This window comes from Psychromonas sp. MME2 (genome assembly GCF_040566515.1).
GTDB lineage: Bacteria > Pseudomonadota > Gammaproteobacteria > Enterobacterales > Psychromonadaceae > Psychromonas.
This window is the reverse complement of sequence record NZ_JBEWXI010000002.1, coordinates 38,426-62,613: the sequence shown is the minus strand read 5'-3', so window position 1 is coordinate 62,613 and position 24,188 is coordinate 38,426. Positions and strand designations below refer to the sequence as shown.

The following is a 24,188-nucleotide window of genomic DNA, read 5'->3' as shown; positions in this document are numbered from 1 at the left end:
CTCAATTAATTCCATTAATTTGAGCCATTTACTGGCTAGTTATTTTTGTAAGTGTAGTTCATCTGTTTTTTTTTCAGCGCCATTTAAGGGTAAATAAATTGTGAATTTTGTGCCTTTCCCCACAACACTATCAACAAAAACCTCTCCTTGCAATGAGTGGATCAGTTCTCGAATCTGATATGCGCCGATTCCCATTCCTTGATCTTGTTTAGTACTAGAAAAGGGTTTGAATAATTGCTCTTTAATAAAGGTTTTGTCCATGCCGCAACCGCTATCCTTGACTTCTAACCATAGTGCCTGGCTTTCACTGCTCAATTTTATCGTAATGCGCCCATCATCCGGAGTGGCGTCTTGAGCATTTTTAATCAAATGGTAGAGTGCCATTTGTAACTTATCCTTATCTGCCATGACAAAGGCATTTGGCCCATCTATAGCTAGTGCTGGTATGGGGAGATGAGATGCATTCATGTCAATGGCATTTTGTAAGAGTTTGTTGACATTGACAGACTCTAGTTTTCCATGTGGGTTACCCTGTAGTTTTACCAATAGCTGATCCATTTTTTCAACTGAGTTGGAGATTGTTAATATGACATCGTTAAGAAAATCAGGGTGAGACTTGAACTTCTCTGCATTTTTAATCATTAAACTCTGCTGTGCAATAAGGTTTTTTATATCGTGAACGGCAAAAGCGGTTATTTTGTTAAACAGATCAAATTGCTGATTTTGAATTAATTTTTCTGATGCTTGATGGTTGCTAATATAACTCGCAATTTGTCGCCCAGTTAATTTTAATATGTCTAAATCTTCCCAAGTTAAGGATGAATTTATCGTCTCCTTACATAATACTGCAAAGCCAATTAGCCCTTCATGTGTATTTAAAGGGACGATTACCCAAGCATCTTTTGTATCGACAAACCATTTGGGTAAATATTTGTTATTAAATGAGTCATGTTTACCCGTATATCGAGGAGCCTGAAAGACCCATTCATCTGCAGCCATTAATTCAATAAATTGGCTATTATTCACTTCAATCGCTCGTGAAGCAGGTAATTGAAAGTTCTTTAATGCGATTGGGGAATAAAATTGTGGCCCTTTAAGCCAAATCCCACCACTTTTACATTTGAATAGCGTGGTTATCGTAGCTAATGCTATTTCATAGCCGTTGTTATCCTTACGTTTTTGTGAAAGCAGTGCATCTAAATCAATCCATTGTTTTTGATAGTCATATTTCTTATTAAAGAAATTTTTACTGACCCAAACGGTAACTAGCTCGCGAAATCGCTCCATGCATGAAAGTGCTGCGATTGCAAATAGTGCCATAACATATAGCAGGATTTGTATCACCGCAGCCCACTCTACATTAAAAAACCTAACTACAATCCCGAGTAAGGACATGAAAATCAAGAAAATGCCGGCCAATATAAAGCTGGTGTTAAAAATGATGATCGACCGTGAAAATTGAAATTTGTTATCCTGACGCTGATGGAAAGGATAGATAATAATCGATAAAGCCAGGATCAATGAAGTAGCGGAACTAATGAATCCCCTTGCGTACCAAAGATTCTGATTTTCATAACTAAATAGCAATAAATTGCAGAAAACCAACATGTCATAGGAGAGCAGTGTGATAGCGATTAGCGCGACTAATTTACCAACGCGACTAGCGTGTTTATATCTAAACAGTTGTTCAGCAATAACAATGGTGGCTAAACAGAGAACTATTTTTATATATAGCCATGATTTTAAATGCAATAATGGGGCTAATTCATTGTCTATCCCACTCACCCATAGCGCACAAGCGATTGCTATTGATCCATATAATAAAATTGACCAGTATAATGGAAGGCGTTTTTTTTGTGCATACATCAGTAGATATATAAGTACAAAGGACCAAGCCATGTAACGCAGTATTTCAAGTAGTTGGAATTGATAACTAGTGGGAATGGTGTAAAAGGGATTATTAGTTAAGCTAACATGCCAAATAGCGGTGAAAATGGCTAGGAGAGAAAAACTCAGTTTTATTTTTATATTTTCTATCTTTATGAGAGCCGTCAACGCCAATGCAATTTCGACACAGGCGATTAAGTAGCTGTATAGTGTTAGCTTTGAGTAATAATCCATCATAAGCGAGTTTACCATCCCGTCGTAAATATATGAGCTAGCGTCAGTAACATCAGTGTTACTGACGGATATAATCGCAAACTCTCTATTTTTACCTTGATTAAAGTTAGCAGTATTATTTAATACAATTAGTTATTTAAGTAACGGACTTTTTAAATGGTTTATAGTATTCCTCGTGTATCAATAACTACTTTAGTTGCAAATTGCGTTTTATCTGCAGTCTTAAATTCGTGGTGATCAACAAGTATTACAATCACATTGGCTTCCTCTAATGCGCTTTTTAATGTGGCAAATTTGACGCCTGCAGTTTGTAAGTATTGAGGTAATGATTTGATATTTGGCTCTACAGCGAGTAGTTGCCCGATATTTTTTTCCATTAATTGTTCAACGATTTGTAATGCAGGGCTTTCTCGTAAATCGTCAATATCGGCTTTGAATGATAAGCCAAGGCAGGCAATAACTGGGCGCTTGAATTCATCTGCTGCCTGTATAACTTGTTTTACGACATAGTGTGGTTTGTGATCATTGGTTAAGCGCGCTTGTCTAATCAGCTGGGCCTCTTCTGGACAGCTATCAACAATAAACCAAGGATCAACGGCGATACAATGTCCACCTACGCCTGGGCCTGGATTTAAAATGTTCACGCGAGGGTGGCGGTTCGCCAGTGCGATTAACTCCCAAACGTTGATCTTTAACTTATCACTTATTACTGACAGTTCATTCGCAAAAGCGATATTGACATCTCGAAAAGAGTTTTCAGTTAATTTTGCCATTTCAGCGGTGCGAGCATTAGTGATAATGCACTCTCCGCGAACAAAAATGCGGTACAACTCTACGGCTAAATCGCTGCAGGTTTTACTCATGCCACCAATAACGCGATCATTAGAGACAAGCTCTTGCAATACATGTCCAGGTAAGACTCGTTCAGGACAATAAGCGATTTTAATGTCGGCATCATCTTCCTTATCCTGTGGAAACGATAAATCGGGACGCGCCTCTGCAAGCCAAGCGGCGAGTTTTTCCGTTGTACCCACTGGAGATGTCGATTCTAGAATAACCAAATTTCCCTTTTCTAATACGGGAGCGATAGTATTTGCTGCGGACTTTATGTAACTAAGGTCGGGTTGATGGCTATCGTCATTACTATGAATGAAGGGGGTCGGGACGGCAACGATAAATGCATCTGCTGGCTCGGCAATGGTAACTGCTCTTAAGCTATTCGTCGAAACCACACTACGAACAACAATATCTAAGTCAGGCTCAACAATATGTATTTTTCCCGCATTAATGGTCTCTACCGCGGTCTGATTGACTTCTACGCCTACCACTTCCACGCCCCTAGAAGCGATAATCGCCGCCGTTGGTAGGCCTATATAACCGAGGCCAATAACGGAAACTTTTTTGAATGTTGAAGTCGGTACTTTAACGTTACTTATTACACTATCCATACGATTAACTGTCCTTAGATAATCTATTAATTGCTGAAATGTTGCTTTATTTTTTCGAGTATATGTTTACAAGCGTGCCCATCTCCATAGGGGTTATGGGCTTTACTCATTTTACTGTAAAGGAGTTGATCTTGTAATAAATGGTCAATGTTAGAGACGATTTTTTGTTTATCGGTACCCACCAATTGAACCGTACCGGCCATGACCGCTTCTGGACGCTCTGTTACATCACGCATGACTAATACCGGTTTTCCTAAGCTTGGGGCCTCTTCTTGAATACCACCTGAGTCGGTCAAAATTAAATAAGATTTATTCATTAAGTAGACGAAAGGAAGGTAATCTAGCGGTTCAATTAAATGTATATTACTGTGCCCGTGCAAAATTCTGTTCACAGGCTCTCTGACATTCGGATTAAGGTGCACGGGATATACAATTTGTATCTCTGCATGTTTACTGGCAACTTCGGCTAATGCTTCGCAGATTCGTTCAAACCCATTACCAAAACTTTCTCTTCTATGTCCCGTTACCAAAATCAGTTTTTTATCGGCCTCTAATTGTGGAAACTGAGTCGCGAGAGAGTCTGTTAATTGGGCATTATTGTTGAGTTTGTCAGTGACCATCATTAATGCATCGATTACGGTATTACCCGTCACGGCAATCTTCTCAGTCGCGATTCCTTCATTGAGTAGATTAGCTTGGGAGCTTACTGTTGGTGCAAAATGAAGTTCGGTAATAGCACCGGTTAGTTTACGGTTTCCCTCTTCTGGCCAAGGGGAGTTTAAATTGTAAGTACGTAAACCCGCTTCAACATGACCGACAGGGATTTGCTGATAAAACGCAGCTAATGCAGCTGATAATGTGGTGGAGGTATCCCCATGGACTAAGACCATTTGGGGTTTAAACTCGCTCATAATAGGGGCGAGACCAAGTAAAATCTTGCTTGTGATATCCGATAGAGATTGACCCGCTTTCATAATGTTAAGGTCATAATCTGGTGTGATGCTAAACAACTCGAGAACTTGATCAAGCATCTCTCTATGTTGAGCGGTAACACAGACTTTACTTTCAAATTCTGTATCTTTACTCAATGCATCAACAAGGGGGGCCATTTTTATGGCTTCTGGTCGGGTACCAAAAATAGTTAATACTTTTATAGCCATAATTTGCTCAATATTATCGTTTGCATTATAAACCTTAATGATGGTAATGAACTAATTATTGTTAACATTTGCTAAACATTTTCATTACCTAAAGGTAACATTGGAGTAGTATACCAAATAATCTTCCATTTATAGATCGACAAACAATTATATTTCTACCTTGGTCATAGAAAATACTATTTTATAAAAAGAATGTAGCTAATCATTACATATTTGTGAAAAATTATCTGTATATTAAACCTTAGTGAGGAGAAAACTTCAATTATCTTGTTGATATAAATGTGTTATATTTTTTATCATGATAAGTGAAACGGTATTTTACGGAATAGTTTGCAGTGAGGTTCTATTGTGATTAAAGTCATTACAGAGTGGCGAGATTTCGATTCTCTCAAAGATGATTGGGAGGCTTTACTGAGGCAATCAGATGCAGACAATATTTTTCTCACTTGGGAGTGGATTAATTGCTGGCAAAAGGCGCAGGAAGCCCCACTAAAACCCTATATTATTGTCATTCAAGAAGATCTCAAACCGATTGCAATCGCCCCATTCTATATGCAAATGTATCGATTGGTAAATTTAGTAACTTATAAAGCATTGCGCTGTCTTGGTGACAAAAATTCTGGAGCTGAATATGCGAATTTCATTGTTAAAGCCGAGCGGAGTGATGAGCTAAAAACTTTATTATGGGGCAGTTTATTGAGCCCTGAGCGCAAAGATGATTGGGATTTTATCTGGTTCAGTAATATCTCTGCTTGGACAAAGGGGGGAGAGACCCTGCTTCAATCGCTGGCGAACGTTAAAAAGCTGCACAGTCATCGCCGTAAAGTTGAGTTTGCGCAAACGTATTTAAACGCGTGGCCCACCGATTTTTTGCCTAAATTGTCGAAGAGTTTACGCACGAATATTCGCCAAACTAGCCGTCGTTTGGATAAGACTGGTCCATGGAAAATTGTGGTTAGTGACATGGTTGACGATATAAGTGAAACCCTTGAAATGTTATTTCAATTACATAATAAACATTGGGCGAATGCGGGTGGCGGGACGTTTCAAAGACGTCCTGAATTGGTTGATTTCTATCGTCACTTTGTGCCGTTGGCGCTAAAAAAAGGGTGGTTATGGTTGCTTAGACTTGAGAGTCAGGGTGAAATTCAAGCGATGCAGCTCGGTTATGTCTATAACAATCAGTTTTTGGCCATTCAAGAAGGTTACAATCCCGATTTTATACCGGGAATAGGGCAAGTTTTACGCCATTATTCGTTTAATCAATGTCTTCGAGAAGGGCTCGACTGTTATGATTTTTTAGGCGTTTATACCGACCATAAAAGGCGCTGGCTTGCCGAGAAAAAATTGGGGGTTAACCTTTTCATTTGGCAAAATAAAATGAAAAACACCCCCTTTGCGGTAAAAGAAATATGGCCTACGGGACGTTATCTACAACCATTGTAAGCACTATTTAATGCCACTTAATGGTGGTGTTAAATGTTTGCTCTCCGCTAACTTTTCCTTTAACGACCAGCGCGGTTATGGGCGTGCGTTGGTGGTAACCGCGACTTACCCAGCCTAATGATGGATGGTTGGGGTCGTCATGCCATTCTCCGTGAATGCTTTGTACGGTTAAATTTTCAGGCAGTGAGATAACAACGCTGTTTTCTCCTAAAATTAAGCGGCAAGTGTGGTCTGATATTTGTAGGTCGCGGCAATATTCCGATAGATGAAAATAGATGGCTATATCATGCGCGCCTTGCGATACAATCTTGTCGTAAATATGCAATTGTTTTTTCTGTGAATTTAATTCTACTGTTCGTTGATGCATTAATGGATAAGATAGTCTCTGGTAACCATTGTGTTGACCCGATACGACTCCACCGTTCTCCGTTGGCTCCCAAAGTAAGCATTGTGCATGTGCATGTTGTTCCCACATAAAGGGTCCCGTCATGACAGATTGGTCTAAACCGTCTACTTCCAATGTATTATGTGCTTGGGTTTTTCTAAACTGATCTCGCCATTTTGGAAAGCTGTAATAATCATAGGTGCCACTGTCGACTAATAGATCTTTACCGTTGATTCGCATCACCAAACTAAGTGCATCAGCGTGTCCATGTGCTGCAATCGAAGTGTAGCCGAGTTCGGCACAATCGAATAAAACACTGACCTGATCGTGATTATCTAAACATCCCGCTTGCAATAAAAAGTATCCAGATTCTATAAACTGGCGTGACAGCAAAGGTGTTGTTGCATGTGCCAACGGCTGCAGTTTTCTTTGTTTACGTTGATGAAATAACCAAAATGCCGATTCACTTGGCTGCTCATAGTTGATGGCAAATATTTCATTGCCATAGAGATGACCTGCAAGGTCACAGAGTGCATTGATATTGTGGACATGGTCTCCCAGATCAAGTACATAGCCATCATCTTGGTCGCCGACCATCGGATAATTGTCCCCCCCCTGTGCAACTAATGCGATAAATTCAGCAAGTTTGTTTAGTGTGTGCATATAATCATCTGAGAAGCGAACTTCTTGCCATTCGCCCATTTGTGATGAAAATAGGTAAAACTGGAAGACAAAAAATTGGTAGCTAAAACCATGCTCTTTACTACAGCCATCGATAAATGTTTGTGCTTGAATTTCTCTCTCTAATACGGCTTTACTTTTTTCTCGCCAATGTTTAGCCTCTTTGAACATAGAAAAATAACTGGCGGCAATGTAAACGCCAGCCGCTTCTCCAACTAAATGATTATTTGCTGATGATCCCTGTGAAAACTTACCACTGACATCGCGGCAATGTAAATAAACAGACTGTAATACGCGTCTTTTAAATTCCCCAGTAAATAAACCTGAATCTAGCATTAAATCAATTGCCCAGACCCAGTTAATCATTCGGATGCCTAATTCAAGAGGGTTGCGCCAGTTCATGCCATAACCGTAAGGATTAGCGTCTAACCAGCAGGTGATTTGTGAGACAATACCCTGTGCGTACTTTAACTCTTTGCTAACTTGGTAAGCGCGTGCCAAAACAACAAGTTGATGGTGACGATTTGGCTCCCAAACCAATTTGCAATCGCCATTTTTACTAATATCCCTATAATTGACTGACATAATCGGGGCGAGGCTTGTTTGCATCCCCGTTGCATGGTCTTTATGCCAATTAATAGGCGTTTCTAAATCATGATCTTGTAGGTCAAAATAGCTAAGTTTGTGTTGTAAAACCTTATCCGCTTTATTGATTAACGCAGGACGCCACTGGGGAATGAAATCGTTTATTTCACCAACAAAAACACGGAAGGGAGGCGCGAAGGGGGCCTTTTCTTGATAAGCAGCAATAAATTTTGCTTGAGATATGCAATTGCATTTGACCCGATAATGTTCAATAAGTGCCGATGACAATGAAGTGATACGCCAAATTATTTCTTTAGGCGACATGGTTTTAATACGTTTTATATACCAAGAGAGTGTTTGCATAAAATCTTCTTATTGGGATGTTTCAATATGAATAGGCTGATTAGCGAATGCGACCGCGAAGTCAGTGGTCGCTTTTAATGCTGATTGCTCATTTTCGCTATTATAATCGAATGCGATAGCAACTAAACTAGCCCCTGGTTTGCCCTTTAGTGCTGCCAGTAACTCATGCCATTTTGCCTGTTTTTTATCGGCTACAAAACGGCCATCAACGTAATACCAATAGGCAATAATTCGAGAACGATAGCTATTTTTACGAAGCGTTATTAGGTTGATTTGTTGCAGTTTTGAGTGGTTTAGAGTAACTCTTTTTTGGTCTACGATAACCCAGCGATTTTTATCAAATAATCGATTCCCTACAAAAATCATTTCAGCACCTTGTTGTTGTCGAACATAGTTTGCTAGGTAAACCTGTATTAAGTTTTCATTCTGGCTATAGTAGCTGAATTCTTCATTTGCAGCGCCAATTGAGAGGGGGAACCAATTGTGGCTTTCTGCCTTGTTGATGACAATCAGTTTATAATGTGGAATGTTTGGCAATACAAATTTGTATTTAGGATCAAAATTAGAGGAGATAAAGTGTGTGCAAACTGCAAAGGCGATGATGATGGTCGGAATCCCTAATAGATACCATTTATTAATATAGTCGAGTGACTCCGTTGTTTTAATTTTTTCGACAATATCTACTTTATCTACTTTTTGTTCGCCAAAATAAGTATTACCTATAATGATCACTGGTATAAAGCACCCTGCAAATACGAGCCAACCAAAAGTGAGGTGGTCCTGCACGATAAAATGCTGCATGGCTGTTTGGCTGCCGACAATAATAATGGTTGATATACGGATCCAATTGGCAATAATCGCCACGGTGATAGCGATAAAAAAGAATAGGATGCCAGCTTTACGTGAAAGGTGATTGATTTGTGCGACAAAAAGCGCATATAGTGCTGAAGCTAAAAAGAAGCCCAATCCAGAGCATGCCTCTTCAACAATAAAAGTACCTCCGGGGGTTAGTAGTTCATACCCGTTTCGGATTATTTCAAAGTTTAAGAGATCAACAAGGTGGAAGCTTACCCAAGTTGAAATAGAGCGCAACGGAAGTTGTATTATGCTCCAGATTGGGAGAATGAGCAGTATCATGGCAAGTGGTAAAAATAGTTTCTTGACTATTTTGAAGCCCCAGAAGCTTGCCAATAAAGATAACAGGACAAGAAATAGGCTGGCTATCTGTAATTGACCAATAGCTGCAATATTAGCAACAAAGAGGAGTAAATTACTGGCACACAATAACAGCAAGCTAAAGTGATTAACCTGTGGCTCAGCAAAGATATCTTTTTTCTGCCAAATGATATACATCGCCACCGCTAATCCTAATAAACCATGGTTATAGGGACCGGTACTCCACCACTCATCGAACACCTCAAAAACAGCCGATGAATTAATAATTAAAAGGAGTAGAAAATTTAAAAGGAAAAATGATGCTACTGTAATTCTATTCCATGCCCACATATAATTATCCCTAATATGATATTATCTACCATTATCTTATTTTTGTTGTGAATGGTGTTTATGATATTAGTTATATTTTTCATGTAAAGCGCAGTTTTTCAACTTATGCCGCATAAATATCAAGGCTCCATCAAAAAAGACTCTGCTTATTGTGTCATCTCGTGTTATTTTAATAAAATATTGCCTTTAAAGAGTTTACTTTTTACAAGGCGGAAAGGTTGTTAATTGTACACGCAGCTTTCACACAACAATAGCATCATGATATTTTCGACTAGGGAGAGTGGTTTATGTCAGTATTACAAGGTGCATCAAGCACCCCCCTTTCAACATTTGATGTCAAGAATAGTAGAGTATCTTTATTTGGTATTGCTATTCATGCATTAACTTCAGATCAGGCTATCAATAATATTGACAGCGCGATCAAGAACAGACAATCACTGCATATCGGCATGTTAAATGCTGCGAAAATTGTCAATATGAAACGAAATCCTGGATTAAATGATGATGTTCTCAGCTCGAATATGATTTTGGCCGATGGTAGTTCGGTAGTGCTCGCGAGTAAGTTATTAAGAAAAAAATTGCCTGAACGTGTTGCTGGTATTGATTTAATGTTTAGTATTTTAGCGAAAGGGAATACAGAGGGCTATCGCGTTTTTTGTCTCGGAGCAACGCCGGAGGTCTCTGCTAAAGTCGAAGCTGAAATTCGTAAAACCTATCCCGGTGTCGTTATTGCGGGAACTCAGCATGGTTACTTTAGTGACGATGAAGAAGCGGCGGTGGCGCAGAGAATTGCCGATTCTCAAGCGGATGTTTTATTTGTCGCCATCACCTCACCTAAAAAAGAACAATTTATGGCGCGCTGGAATAAAACAATGCGCGTTCCTGTTGTGCATGGTGTTGGTGGATCCTTTGATGTCTTTGCTGGGAAAGTAGAGCGAGCACCGCTGCTATGGCAAAAATGGGGATTGGAGTGGTTATATCGAGTCAAGCAGGAGCCAAGGCGTTTATGGAAGCGCTATTTAGTGACCAATACCCTGTTTTTAGGTTTGTTAATCAAAGAATTTTTTCTTCCAAGTAAACCCCTTTAGTTAGTCATGGACGCGCATTAAAGATGATCAAGAATAAAAAACAACAGCTAATTTATTTAGCAGCAGCTAGCCATTCCGGATCGACGATGACAGCGATGTTACTCGGTGCTCATCCAGACTTATGCAGTGTAGGAGAGTTGAAGGCGGTGCATTTAGGGGATCAAGATAGCTATCTTTGTTCTTGTAAAACACTGGTCTCTCAATGTTCATTCTGGAAAGGAGTAAGTGAAAAGATGGCGCAGCGTGGGCAGGAGTTTTGTATCACTTGCGCTGAGACCGATATCCGAACCGGAGCAACACCATATATATTACGGTTGCTTAAACCCTTGGTTCGTGGTCCATTCCTTGAGTTTATTAGAGATATTTTATTATCACCATCTCCGACATGGCGTAAACAGTTGCCCAAATTGCAAAAGCGTAATGCTGATTATGTCAGCGCAATCGCTGAACAGGCGAATGTTGAGGCAGTTGTAGACTCTTCAAAAATTGGTATTCGCCTTAAATATTTACTGAAAAACAAAGACCTCGACATTAAGGTCATTTGGGTGGTAAGGGACGGTAGAGGTGTCGCATTAGCCTATAAGAATCCTTCAGATTTTGCTGATGCAAAAGATCCTAAGTTGCGAGGCGGGGGGGCAGGTAAAACCCAAGAAAAAGGGCGTTCGATTGAAGTTGGGGCACATGAATGGGTGCGGTGTAATCAAGAAACGCAAGCGGTGTTGGCAACCATGGATAGAGATAAGTGGATTAAGGTGCATTATGAAGATATTTGTAATAACACCGAACAAACGCTTGATACTCTCTTTGAGTTTATTGGTGTTGACCCAAACAAAAAGCGGTTAGATTTTAAAACCGTTGAACACCATGTTGTCGGTAATGGTATGCGTTTGGATGATTCTGAAGTTATTAAGCTTGATGATCGTTGGAAAGAACAGATGAGCGAATCGGATCTTAAGCGATTTTACGATGTGGCTGGCGAATATCATACAAAGTTAGGTTATACAAAATAATATGGAGATAAAGCCGACAGTAGTAATAAAACCAGAAGACCTAACGGGACAAAGCCGTTTTGCATGGAATCTGATGATCAGCTGGATAAGTCAGTTAGTGCTGATTTTTTCTGGTTTTATTATGCCTCGTTTAGTCGATGAAAAAGTGGGGCAAGCGGCATTAGGTATATGGGATTTTGGCTGGTCTTTTGTTAGCTACTTAACGTTGGTTGGTTTTGGTATGGGGGCGTGTTTTAATCGTTATATTGCGATGCATCGAGCAGCAAATGAGATAAAAGATCTGAATAAAGTAGCTAATTCGGTTGTCTTTGTGCAATTAATTATTGCCTCTGTGGTAGTGACAACGACGGTTGTGTTTTATTTTTCCTTGCCATACTTTTTTTCTGAATCCTTGCAAGAGCACACTCATACTGGTCAATGGGTTATACTGTTTTTAGGGTTTAGTTTATCTATGCAGATGTTATCTGGCTCAGCACGAGGGTTATTAACAGGTTACCATCGTTGGGATATTCACAATAGCTTGCATGCCGGGGATAGTGTTTTTTCGTTGATATTAATGGTGCTTGCCTTATATTTCACTGAATTAGGTGTGGTGGGAATGGCGATTGGATACTTTATATCAACGGTTACTTTTGAAACGTTACGTTTTATTTCAGTTAAAAAAATATGTAAAGAGTTTACATTTAACCTACGTTTATCCAATTTTGCTACCTGTAAAGAGATGTTAAAATTTGGTATAAAAAGTATGTTATCAAATGTCCCCCCGATAATTTTGTTGCAAACAATTAGCATTATTCTAGTCAGTTCGATAGGTCCTGCTGCATTGGCTGTTTTTGCGAGACCAATGGCGCTTACCAAGCAAATAAAAACATTTATGGCTAAATTTACTTTAATGCTGACTCCTACTACTGGTGCTATGTTAGGGAGTAAAGATCCACAAGCAATTCAAGCGCTATTTATTAATACAACTAAATTAAGCTTTGCTTTTTGTTTACCGTCGCTAGGTTTTTTGTTTATTTATGGTGATCAAATACTTGCTTTATGGATGGGAGATGATTATGCCTCGAAGCATTTAATCATGATTTTATCGGCAGGTTTATTACTTTCAATGGGGCAAGATAGCTCAATCAGAATCCTAATGGGCATGAATCGACATGGTAGAATTTCAGTCATTGCATTATTGAGTCTAATGACGCTTTTTGTTATTGGTCTTTTATTTACAGGCGTTGGTAATTTAGCATTAACAACCGCTGCATTATTGTTTGTCGTGCCGATGAGCATAGTGTATGGGATCTGGTGCCAACATATACCTGCCGTCAGCTAGGTGTACCTTATTTTTCATATTTATTGCAAAGCTTATTATTACCCATTTTTTACTTGTTACCGTTCTTTTCATTATTGTCTTGCTCTCGATATTACTTCGAGTTGAATCATTATCGTTACGCCTTATTTGCTTTTATTTTAGCCCTTATCGTGACCCTGTTTATTTATTTTATCTATTTGCTTCCTGCTGAACTACAGAGAAAATGTCTGTTTGCTTGTCGTAGAATTAAATTCGAATGGGGAAATAAACGTTAATGATAGTATCTTTACGAAAATACCCTTATCCCTATCAGGCAATGCTTGCGATTTGCAGTGATTTAGATGAAACACCAAATAAAGAGATCTATTTTGAGACTGCGCGTTATCTGAATACCACGGAAGATACGCTACTTGGAAAGGGCGTTGGTTTGGAGGTAGGTAATACAATCTATTTTGACATGCCTAAGCATAACTTTTCTTATACTAATACGGATGATGATGGGCGCTCTAAAATCCTTCAACTTATTCAATCGGGTCACATTGATTGTTTACATTCTTTTGGTGATTTCGTCACGACCCGAGCACAAATAGAAAAATACTGGTTTGAAATTCGACAAGGTGCGAGAAAAATTGAAGTATGGATCGACCATGCTCAAGCGACTAGTAATTTAGATAACGACATAATGCAAGGCCATGGTGCTGAAATAGGTGCGGATGCTTACCATGCGGATTTAACCATACAGTCAGGGGCTTTACCTTTTGTTTGGAAGGGACGGGTAACTAGTTGTGTTGCCCAAAATGCTAAGCGTAGTTACGCGAGTATTTTTAATCGTAAACAAGTTAAAGCATCAATTAAAACTATCCTGTTGGAGTTTATCAAGGGCTGGTTAGCACGTTTTGGTCATCGAAAATATGCCATGCATAAAGCCAATAAAGTATTAAGAAGAACCACCTTGATAGATGGCTCGCCTGTTTTAGAATTTCTGCGTTGTAACCCTTCATGGGGGGGCGTATCTATGTTCGATACCGCTCGCGGTATACATAATGTACTGACAGAGTCAGTTTTAAATACATTAGTTAATAAACAAGGGTGCAGTCTCTTTTATAGCCATTTAGGAAAAGTTTTTTCTGAACAAGCTCCCTTTTCTGAACAGACAAAAAAAGCCTTTGAGTTATTAGCTCGCTACCAAGGCCAACAAAAGATTTTGGTTACTACGACTCGGCGGTTATTAGGTTATCTGCGCACGACCGAAGAGTTAGATTTTGTGGTAAAGCAAGAGGGAGAAGAAACCCATATTTACGTCACCACAGACTATCATGGTGATGACCTTAGCGGGGTGACTTGGTATGTGGAAAAACCCGATAAAACACGTGTTTTTATCAATGGTGAACAATACGTAAATTTACAAATTAATCAACCTGATCAAACAAATCGCAGTAGCGTATCCATTGCTTGGGTACCGTTAAATTTTCCAAATAATTTATGATAATACAATGACAAATACAAATAATTCCTCTTCGTTGGGACAGCATATTTATAGGTGGATGATTAGAGTTGTACTCACTATTTATTACTGTTTACTGACCCTATTTAAAATCATGCCGCAAAAGAAGGTACCGAAAAAGGTAAAAATACTTGTCACGGGGACATTTTATTCAGATCACTGGCTAATTACTCATTTAAAACCCATGGCGAATGCCAGTAATTGCGCACAACTGACTATGGTTGCTGCTACTGAAGTGCCCGAAATAAATAATGTTCAAGGTGCCTACGCCCCCGAATGGTTACAAAAAATAACGGGTAAAGTCGGCGCTCGTTTGCTTTATTTTTCATGGATTGCGATTAAAGAAAGGCCCGATGTCTTAGTTGGTTTTCATATTTTAATTAACGGTCTTTTTGTTGCGTTGTTGGCAAGGTTAATAGGTGCAAAATCAATATATATTTGTGGTGGAGGCCCAAGAGAAGTGCAAGGGGGCGGCATTAAAACGGAGAATCGTATCTTTAACCGTATTGGTCAAGCTGATCTCTTTATTGAAAACTTATTACTAAAATCAATTAATACCATGAGTTTAATTGTCACGATGGGTGCTTCCGCTATTAACTATTTTCAAGAAAAAGGAATCACTGCGCCTTGTGAAATAGTACCGGGTGGATTTGATGATACTATTTTTTGTCCTGATGAGAATGTTAGCAAAATTTATGACTTGATATTAATTGGTCGTTTATCGGAAATAAAGCGAGTGGATCGTTTTCTGCTAGCGATAAAAAAGGCGCAACAAATTCTGCCTAATTTAAATGCTGTTATTGTGGGTGATGGTCCAGATAAAGAGGCTCTACAATATTTAGCAGAACGTTTGGAAATTGCTGAGAATATTCATTTTGCTGGTTGGCAGAATAATGTTCATGAATGGTTGCAAAAATCAAAATGTTTTTCTCTAACTTCTGACTCAGAGGGTTTGTCACAGGCTCTTATTCAGGCAATGATGGTCGGTGTGCCTGCCATTACTTCTGATGTTGGTGATCTTGGCGATTTATTAAAAGAGGGGAAAAATGGGTATCTAGTTTCCCCATTAACAGAAGATGCGTTTGCTTCTGCTTATATTAAATTTTTTGAAGCGCAAAGCTCGCAATTCGATTTCTCAAAACAAGCATATCAAGATACGCGAGAATTTAGCTTTGCACAGGTGGAATTACATTGGCATAAAATATTTTCTGAACTTCAAATTAAGAATGGGCTACAGCGTGATTAGAATTACATTATTAACTCTACTTATTGCCTATCTAAGTGTCTATGCATGGAGAGATTGGTTTCGTGCTGCTTGTTGGCTTGTGTTACTTATGGCTGTTTTTCAGCATCCTGATATGCCTAAAGCTATAGCAGGTGTCCCTGGTTTAAATCACTGGAATTTTTTGTTTATTAATACCTTTTTTTCTTGGCTTTTGCATCGAAAACAGCAGAATTTTACTTGGGATATGCCAAAAAATCTAAATTTTTTATTGTTTTTATATGGCCTAATTATTTTTATCAGCTTAGTCCGTTATTTGTCTGATCATAGTGGTGTCGATGAGTTGATGCAAGTTTATGGGTTAGAAGCGGATACTGGGCTAAGTGCTCTTAACGAGTACCTTTTCAACTGTTTCAAATGGGTTTTACCCGCAATGATTATCTTTGATGGGTGCCGTAATAGAAAACAATATGATTTTGCCGTCATTGCCTTAGCATTGATGTTTATTCTTTTGGCATTGCAGGTAATCAAAGCAATGAAATTTGGTTCATTAACAATGAGTGGTGAGAGTTTACAAAGGAGAGCTTTAAAAGTTATATCAAGAAGTGTGGGCTATCACCGTGTAAACATGTCGATGATGATGAGCGGTGCTTTTTGGTTGGTTTTTTGTCTAAAAGAATATGTAAGCAATAGGCGCTTTTTTTTATTTATTCTCCCAGCATGTCTTGTTATTTTAATTGCGATGGCAATGACTGGAGGGCGAACCGGGTATGCAACATGGGCTGTTTTAGGTGCCATGTATTGTATTTTTAAATGGCGTAGATATTTATTTTTGGTACCCGTTATGTTTTTTGCCGTTTTGATCTATGCCCCTTCTACAGTTGAACGATTCATGTACGGGGTAGTTGAGCAAGATACCTCTTATGAAAGTCAAGTTAATCATATAAATTTTGATGAAGGAAATGCAAATCTTCACGCAGTGACTTCGGGGCGAGTTGTTGCTTGGCCATTAGTTTGGGAGTCTATAAGTGAGGCTCCTTGGTTAGGATATGGCCGAGAAGCGATGAAAAATCAAGGCATCACTCTGCAAATAATGCTTGAGCATGGTGAGGGCGAAAGTTTTCCACACCCTCACAATGCCTATTTGCAATGGCTTCAAGATAATGGCTTGATTGGTGCTATACCTGTTTTTTGGTTTTACTTGCTATTAGTTAGATATTCATGGTCATTATTTCGAGATGGCAGCCATAAAATTTATGTTGTAACAGGGGGAATGAGTCTCGCATTAATACTTGCATTTTTAATTGCATCTATTGGTAGTCAAACTTTTTATCCACGCGAGGGTGCTGTAGGAATGTGGGTTGCTATTGCCCTAATGCTCAGGGTTTATATAGAAAGAAAAGCAGTGCGTTTAGGAGAAAAAAGCCTTTTAGTTAGTGTGTCAGAAAAATAATGCGCAAAAAATGACCATTTTAGTGGCTAGATAATTGGTAAGTTATCATTACATGGTTATATTTAATAGGATGGTTACATTTAATTTTATGTTTATCTTTAATTAAATGTATTGTGGTACTGTTGTTACAAAGGGGATTAACATGTTTAAGAATTATTGCAAGGTTGGATTATTAGGTGTTAGCTTACTTTGTTCATCTACATTGGTTGCTGAAGATTATAAAGTGGGTAACGGTGTTCCAGATCCTATCAATACGTGGGCTCCGAATGGTTATGTAGGTGATATTGTTCATCCAATTACGGGTAAAGCACCTGCAAATTGGGCTGCTGCAAACGAACAAGGTTTGCTAAGTTATTATGTCGACTCAAGTCATCCTGATGCGACAAATACAAATAATGAGTTTGGTTCGCCGGATAAACCTCGTAAAACGATTATGGAAGGAACTTATGCAGCTGGGGCATATGTTGAAATTCATGGTGGACCATATGATGGTGGGGGACAATTAATAATTACTGCCGATGGAACACCCGATAAGCCTGTCTGGATTAGAGGGGTTGACCAAGATAATAGGGCTATAATTAGTGGTGAAACTATTATTAAGGGGCAATATGTCATTCTAGAAAATTTAGAATATAACCTGCCGAAAAAAAATGTAAGTTTCCGTAGTCATAATGGTAGCAACTTGCATCATGCTGTTATTCGTAATTCTGTATTTCGTGGTAATGGGGAGAATGTTGGTAATGCAGCTGCGATTGCAATTTATGGTGGGCTTGATAATAGGTTCCACGATTTAGTTGTTTTTAATAATGATATTTCTGCATTTGGCAATGATTTTGATGATGTTAATCCTGCTGATGGAGTATCTTCTGAAAACGACTACCATGGTGTTATTCCCAGATCTAATGTGGATAGAGTATGGATATTGCGTAATAAAATATATAATTTGGGCGGAGATTCCGTGCAGGTTGGCATTGCTTCTACAGCTGATGTGAATCGTCCGAGTTATGTCTATATTGCCGATAATGATTTTTATAGTAATCTAGAAAATGGCGTTGACGTTAAAGAAGCAAATAATACATTGATCATTAATAATAGAATATGGGATTGGAAAAAGCATAAAAATAACAGTTCCACGGGCGGAGCCATTATTATTCATAATGGGGCTAACAACACCTGGGTTATTAATAATGAAGTTAGTGATGCAGCGAGTGGTATTGCAGCGACAGATAGCTCATTAGATACATGGGTAATTGGTAACGTCATAAAAAATGTGCAGCACCCCGATTGGGATGTTGAGTGGGCAGGAGGTTTATATGATTCTGGTATGGCGATTCATTTCCGAGGAGGCTCTTCGGGTGGTGCTATTAATAATACCATTATTAATTATGATAAAGGTATAGAAGCTGCTACAGGTGAGTACGTATATATAAATAATATTTTATTTAATCGTAATAGCGAAATGGGCAATGATCTGTTTGTTGAGTCCACCCAGTCATCTAATTTAGTGAACAATAACGTAGTCTATTCTAAATCAGTCTCATTAAAACAGACTAATGTTACCTGTGTTGCCTGCCTATATGAAGATCCATTATTTTCTGATTTATCACAAAATGTATCGCTTGCATCTAATTCAGCAGCTATTGGTGCTGGTTTTAATATCCAAAGTTATCTAGATAAGTATAAGGATGTTTTTGGTGTGGAGTTAACTCAGGATATATATAAAGGTAAAAGAGTTGTTGGTGGGATTGACATAGGAGCAATGGAAGATCAAGATTCTCAGTCTGGTGGTGGCCAAGAAAAACCGTTATCACCAGAGATAATTAACATAGAAGTTAATTAATAAGGTGGATCTGGTTATTTATTTGAGGCATAAAAATTAGGTTATTATGGAAAATATTTACGTAAAATGGTTCCAAAGAAAAAGTAAATTATCACTGCTTGGGATTTTACCTAAGAATTTCGGGGATGACTTAAATCCCGTTATTGTTGAGGCTATTGCGAAGAAGAGAGCGGTTCGTTTAGATAAGCTCCCTAAGAAGATAATTAAACCTTGTCATTTAGTTATTGGAAGTATTTTGCATTGGGCAGATGAAAATACAATCGTTTGGGGGCCTGGATTTGCCGAAAAGGGCAGTAAAGTTATTTCCAAACCTATTGGGATTAAAGCGGTAAGGGGACCATTAACGCGTAATGAATTATTAAAGTCAGGGGTTGATTGTCCTGAGGTTTATGGTGATCCTGCTTTGTTATATTCTCGTTTATTTAGTGTTTCAAGTAAAAAGAGATATAAACTTGGCATCATTGCCCATTATGCCGAAGCAAAAAATAGCTTTTTTAAGGAGTGGTTAAAAATGCAAGTGAGGCACGCTGATGATATTAAGGTTATTAGCGTTGCAGACTCTGTTGCAAAAGTCATTGAAAGTATTAATGAGTGTGATTGTATTGCCTCTAGTTCGTTGCATGGGATTATTATCGCGGATAGCTATAACATTCCCAATGTGCATGTGAATTTCAACGGCTTTGTACCACATACTCAATTCAAGTTTTATGACTACTATCAGTCTGTAAAGAAAAGATATTCTGGGCCATTTATTATAGAGCGTACAACGACAATTAGCGATATTATCCAACAGGTCAATGGAGATGATATTAAAATCAATCTTGATTTATTGATGGAAAATTGTCCATTTAGGGCTAGCTAGTTACCCTTCATATTTGTTAAATGCTGCGTAATCTCTTTACGTAGCCTTTTTCCCGTTGCCTCCCAAGTATATCTATTTTTAATCAATTGGTATCCAGCAGAACCGAATTCTTCACACATCTTAGGATTAGACAATAGTATTGTTAAACACTCAGCCAGAGCTGTTATATCATCAGGATCAACTGTATAGCCATTTTCTCCACTGTGGACAAAATCAGGAATAGCGCCAATATTAGAAGCAATTATGGGTAATTTATTATTAAAAGCTTCAATAAAGACAATCCCAAAAGGCTCTAATCGTGTCGGTAAACAAAATACACTTGCCTGTTGATAATATTGATTAACTTGATCAAGTGGAATCCGTCCCACTATAGTGCAATTTTTAACATCTATTTCTGGTGAGCAACCCACAATTGTTAACGTGGCATTAGGTAATGTTTCCCTTACTTTTTTAAATGCTTCAACTAATTGCGGCCCGCCTTTACGCTCCCAAGCAACACCTAAAAATAGAATATTTTGTTTGCTATAACGCTCATGGTTAAGTTTTGTTTTGGCAGAACCAGCATTACTCCCTACATATACGTTGCAAATCTTTTCTTTCGGACAGTTATAGTGTTCATACATTGATTTCGATACGTGATTACTCATAGTGAAATTGATAGCAGCATTGTTATAAACGCTTTTCTCAAGATTAATCCACTTTTGCGGGTAGAGTTTCTTGGGGGAAAATGCAGGATAATATAAATTTGCTAAGTGAGTGTGGTCTGTATAGAGAAAGTTTGCGATTCCTGGAAAGCTAACATCAAAAAAGGACTGAGTCTGAAAAGTAAATTCGTAACCTTTTTGTTGTATCAGCTGCTGTGCTTTCTCTCTTACTAAACGGAAAAAGAATTCTGTACGGTATACGCTGTCTACAAAGGTGCGCCTTTTGATTAAATCTGAAATGAAATAATCTTTAAAACAGGCGAACCAAAGTAGTGGATTTTTAATGCTAATTAAGTCTTCCCAGATATCGATAACTTCAATGTCATATTCTGGAAAATTTTCAATTAAAATATTTTTTACTTTCTCATTAGTATGAGAAAAACTCCCCATTTTGAAAAAGCCAATTTTCTTACTTTTCAGCATGTTAAATACCATTATTATTAAAATTACAATCTATTTTTACAACTTACTGAACTGTATATTGCTTCCATATTTTCCGACAATTTATAGGATGAAAATTTTTCTATTATAGTTTGCTGTGCATTATTCGAGAGTTCGTTTAGTAGATTGGGCTGATTAATTAGCCCTAAGATGTATTGGCTAAGTGAGTCAATATCATCTACAGCAACGATATAACCAGAGCTAGTGTGTTTTATTATCCTAGCATTATCTGATACGTCAGTTGCAATACAAGGTACACCACAGGCCATTGATTCTAGTACCACATTGGGAGTGCCTTCAAACAGTGATGGTAATACCGTAAAATCACAAGCAGGATAAAGACGTTCAACATCGTCTCTATTTCCTAAATAAATTACGTCTTGGGAAAAACCACTTTCCTGAATTAATTGTTTTAGTGCAACGGTATAATTATCTGAGCCATGTAGACCGCCATACAATACATCACCAACTAACAGCAGTTTAAAATTTACCCCTTGTTTTTTTACTTGTTGTAATGCTTTTATTAAAAATGGATGATTTTTTTGCTTTTTAAAACTTGCAAACATACCAATCACTTGAGCACTTTCTGCGATACCTAATTCAGCTCGAATATTTTGATTACTCTGTGGCTTGAATCTGTTTGTATCTACACCATTGTAAACGACGTGATATTTACTCTTAGGTTGACCAGTTTGTTTTGCATTAAATTCTGCACCACTTTGAGAATTAGCAACAATCGCATTGACTAGATGTTTGGTGAATATATAGGCGCGTTTTTGAATAGGCTTTAATGTGTAATTGGCATTACGTTCTGAGCCAATAATCTTTATCGAGGTAAATGATAGTTTGGCTGCTAATCGAGCGGCAATCTCTGCATCAAATAAGTAACTGTGTATGATATCAAATTTATGTTTGCGTATTAACTTTGCTAATTTAAATACGACGGAAAAATCAAATTTTGACTTTTTATGGATCACATATAAAGGAATATTACTATTAAATTGTTCTGCAAGCGGTGTGTATTGCGAAAGGGAGCAAACAGATACGCTAAATTTACTGTTATCAATGTTATTCACAAGTTCGACAATTTGTCGCTGTGCACCACCGAATTCCATATTGCTAATCACTATCAAGACGTTTGTTTTTTTTGTCATTTCCTATCTATGACCTCTGTAGTCGTTACTTTTTTCATGTTCAGTATTAATGAATGAGCAAGGTATTTAGCTAACCTATCCTGTGGTTGTATTTTTTCATTTAGATAGCGGCAGAGTGCTAAATTTGCTCTTGAGTGAACTAACTTTGGGCTTAAAAAACCATAAGTAAAAAAAACACTATCAGTAACTGCAAAACCACTCTTATTGAGTTGTAAGGTCAAGCTATCAATATCCCATTGTTTATGATATCCCTGAAAATGTATTTCATTATTAGAAGTAAATAGCCTTTTTAAAAGTAGTAATAGTTTATTTTCTAAATTTCTTAATTTTCTAAAGAATGAATGTTTATTGGGAACTGAAATGATTAACTGGCCATCATCTTGTAAAACACGGTTATATTCTGTTAATGCCAGCATGTCACTAGGGATATATTCTAATGTACCAAGAGAGATAATACATTTGGCAAACTTGTTCTCGAAGGGAAGTTTCGTTGCATCTGCAACTTGAAAATTGATGTTGTTGGTATCATTTTTTTGCGCTTGAGCAATCATATCTGGGGCAAAATCAATGGCGAAGGTTTCGCACCCTGTTGCCTTTTTAAATAACTGCGTACTATTACCTGTACCGCAGCCAACATCTAACAAGTTATCATCTTTATGTATCGTTGATGATTGCAAATATTGTAAGGCATATTTTGCTCTGACTTGTAAATCTAAATGTGATATTGACTGCGCTTCAATATTATAATATTCGGACCAGCTTTGGCTTTGTTGGTTAAATTGTTCTTGAGTGCGCTTTTTGCTCGAAAATGCTAAAAATGTTCTTTCAAATTTCCCTTGAGCGGTGTCAAAGGCGTAATTTGATTGATAGTATTGAAGGCAATTATGTGAATATAGTTGCCATTGTTTTTGGTTGGTGACTGTCTCTTTTAGCGCAGTAATTAATTCATCCTGTATTGCAGATGCAAAACCTAAGTTGAATGAGTTAATAAGATTATCAGGGTCAATAGTGCATATTGTTGGTACACCGTAACTCCATGCCTCAAGGTAAGTATTAGGAAAACCTTCATAAATCGATGTATTTAATAATACAGTGGCATCTTTGTAGATATCTGGCATCTCTTGTCGGCTAATTTTGCCTAAAAATTTTATATTTTTTAATCGCTTGGCTCTGGGCAAGGTGTGCGTAGTGTAGGAAAGGTTATGATCGGTCGGACCGATAATTGAAAAATTAATATCTGGTAATTTCTCTGCGATATCAATTAACCATTCGATACGTTTAACGGTTTGAATTCGGCCTACCCATATTACATTATTTGCTGAAAATTGATGCACGGGGTCGGCTTTTCCCTTTGGTGGTGTTCCTGGCATAGGCAGCATTTCAGCGTTGAGCTTATAATTTTCGTGGAGTAATTTTTTTTGTTTATTGGTTTGGCAAATTATTTTATTGGCATTTTTTAAGCCATATAGGAATAACCATTGGTCACGTTTGGTTGTGAGTTTGGTAAAAGGCGCTTCACAGTCTGCATCGCTAGCGACAGAATAAATAAAAGGTTTGTTATTAAACTTACACCAAATAGCAACTTGCCCTGTCACATACTCAGCGCAGTTCTGGTAATAAACATCCGCATTAGCAATTCGTAATGCTTTTATTAGAGAAGTCCAGCGAGGAGTAAAAAAACGCAGCATAGGTAAGCCATCACTAACTTTACATAGTTTTACAATCTTAATATTGTTTATCAACTCAATCTTGGGGCCTCCTTCATCCCAAGTGATTACTGTTACTTGGTGCCCATTTGTGGATAACCATTCGCTTAACAGAGCCGTTTGTCTCTCTACGCCACCAATATGGCCTGACTCTTCGCCAGTTAATGCGCCATAAGCGTAATGTGCAACTATGCATATCTTCATAA

At 38.0% G+C, this 24,188-nt stretch carries 17 protein-coding genes; 9 read left to right on the top strand and 8 right to left on the bottom strand.

Features of this window, described 5'->3' with window-relative positions; translation table 11 throughout:
• Positions 1-39 precede the first annotated feature (39 nt).
• The 3 genes from prsK to wecB form a co-directional block, all read right to left on the bottom strand.
• Complete coding sequence (gene prsK / locus AB1A03_RS00550) at positions 40-2,124, bottom strand: XrtA/PEP-CTERM system histidine kinase PrsK (protein WP_354622655.1); 2,085 nt, start codon at positions 2,122-2,124, stop codon at positions 40-42.
• Between the two features lie 158 nt (positions 2,125-2,282).
• Complete coding sequence (wecC, locus tag AB1A03_RS00545; RefSeq protein WP_354622654.1) at positions 2,283-3,569, bottom strand: UDP-N-acetyl-D-mannosamine dehydrogenase; 1,287 nt, start codon at positions 3,567-3,569, stop codon at positions 2,283-2,285.
• A gap of 26 nt (positions 3,570-3,595) precedes the next feature.
• Positions 3,596-4,729, bottom strand: a complete 1,134-nt coding sequence (gene wecB, locus AB1A03_RS00540) for a non-hydrolyzing UDP-N-acetylglucosamine 2-epimerase (protein WP_354622653.1) — start codon at positions 4,727-4,729, stop codon at positions 3,596-3,598.
• 348 nt (positions 4,730-5,077) lie between these two features.
• On the opposite strand from wecB, the gene AB1A03_RS00535 reads away from it, so the two are divergent.
• Positions 5,078-6,175, top strand: coding sequence for a GNAT family N-acetyltransferase (locus AB1A03_RS00535; RefSeq protein ID WP_354622652.1), 1,098 nt, complete (start codon positions 5,078-5,080; stop codon positions 6,173-6,175).
• A gap of 7 nt (positions 6,176-6,182) precedes the next feature.
• Here the strand turns inward: AB1A03_RS00535 and AB1A03_RS00530 are convergent, their stop codons facing one another.
• Both AB1A03_RS00530 and AB1A03_RS00525 read right to left on the bottom strand, forming a co-directional pair.
• Positions 6,183-8,189, bottom strand: a complete 2,007-nt coding sequence (locus AB1A03_RS00530) for an alginate lyase family protein (RefSeq protein ID WP_354622651.1) — start codon at positions 8,187-8,189, stop codon at positions 6,183-6,185.
• A gap of 9 nt (positions 8,190-8,198) precedes the next feature.
• Positions 8,199-9,695: an exosortase C-terminal domain/associated protein EpsI gene (locus tag AB1A03_RS00525; RefSeq protein WP_354622650.1), complete on the bottom strand. Its 1,497-nt coding sequence runs from the start codon at positions 9,693-9,695 to the stop codon at positions 8,199-8,201.
• Positions 9,696-9,982: 287 nt separating this feature from the next.
• Between AB1A03_RS00525 and AB1A03_RS00520 the strand changes: the two genes are divergently transcribed.
• The 8 genes from AB1A03_RS00520 to AB1A03_RS00485 all read left to right on the top strand — a co-directional run bounded on the left by AB1A03_RS00520 (position 9,983) and on the right by AB1A03_RS00485 (position 19,977).
• Positions 9,983-10,783 (top strand): WecB/TagA/CpsF family glycosyltransferase, encoded by an 801-nt coding sequence (locus AB1A03_RS00520; RefSeq protein ID WP_354622649.1) that lies wholly within the window; start codon positions 9,983-9,985, stop codon positions 10,781-10,783.
• Between the two features lie 23 nt (positions 10,784-10,806).
• Positions 10,807-11,793: a sulfotransferase domain-containing protein gene (locus tag AB1A03_RS00515; RefSeq protein ID WP_354622648.1), complete on the top strand. Its 987-nt coding sequence runs from the start codon at positions 10,807-10,809 to the stop codon at positions 11,791-11,793.
• Between the two features lies 1 nt (position 11,794).
• The gene (locus AB1A03_RS00510; protein WP_354622647.1) at positions 11,795-13,117 is read left to right on the top strand and encodes a lipopolysaccharide biosynthesis protein; all 1,323 of its coding nucleotides are present in this window, start codon (positions 11,795-11,797) and stop codon (positions 13,115-13,117) included.
• Between the two features lie 253 nt (positions 13,118-13,370).
• Entirely contained in the window at positions 13,371-14,582 is a 1,212-nt protein-coding gene (locus AB1A03_RS00505) for a hypothetical protein (RefSeq protein WP_354622646.1), read from the top strand.
• A gap of 7 nt (positions 14,583-14,589) precedes the next feature.
• A complete protein-coding gene (locus tag AB1A03_RS00500) occupies positions 14,590-15,846 on the top strand; it encodes a glycosyltransferase (RefSeq protein ID WP_354622645.1) in 1,257 nt (418 codons plus the stop codon).
• Between the two features lie 88 nt (positions 15,847-15,934).
• Positions 15,935-17,275, top strand: coding sequence for an O-antigen ligase family protein (locus AB1A03_RS00495; RefSeq protein WP_354622644.1), 1,341 nt, complete (start codon positions 15,935-15,937; stop codon positions 17,273-17,275).
• Between the two features lie 142 nt (positions 17,276-17,417).
• Complete coding sequence (locus AB1A03_RS00490) at positions 17,418-19,115, top strand: right-handed parallel beta-helix repeat-containing protein (protein ID WP_354622643.1); 1,698 nt, start codon at positions 17,418-17,420, stop codon at positions 19,113-19,115.
• Between the two features lie 46 nt (positions 19,116-19,161).
• Positions 19,162-19,977 (top strand): polysaccharide pyruvyl transferase family protein, encoded by an 816-nt coding sequence (locus tag AB1A03_RS00485; protein ID WP_354622642.1) that lies wholly within the window; start codon positions 19,162-19,164, stop codon positions 19,975-19,977.
• Here the strand turns inward: AB1A03_RS00485 and AB1A03_RS00480 are convergent.
• The 3 genes from AB1A03_RS00480 to AB1A03_RS00470 are packed head-to-tail and all read right to left on the bottom strand — an operon-like array spanning position 19,974 to position 24,186.
• Positions 19,974-21,104: a glycosyltransferase family 4 protein gene (locus AB1A03_RS00480; protein WP_354622641.1), complete on the bottom strand. Its 1,131-nt coding sequence runs from the start codon at positions 21,102-21,104 to the stop codon at positions 19,974-19,976. The genes AB1A03_RS00485 and AB1A03_RS00480 overlap by 4 nt on opposite strands.
• A 23-nt stretch (positions 21,105-21,127) precedes the next feature.
• Positions 21,128-22,276 carry a glycosyltransferase gene (locus AB1A03_RS00475; RefSeq protein ID WP_354622640.1) on the bottom strand — a complete coding sequence of 383 codons (1,149 nt, stop codon included), beginning with the start codon at positions 22,274-22,276 and terminating at the stop codon, positions 21,128-21,130.
• Positions 22,273-24,186, bottom strand: a complete 1,914-nt coding sequence (locus tag AB1A03_RS00470) for a methyltransferase domain-containing protein (protein ID WP_354622639.1) — start codon at positions 24,184-24,186, stop codon at positions 22,273-22,275. The genes AB1A03_RS00475 and AB1A03_RS00470 overlap by 4 nt, the downstream gene beginning before the upstream one ends.
• Positions 24,187-24,188 lie beyond the last annotated feature (2 nt).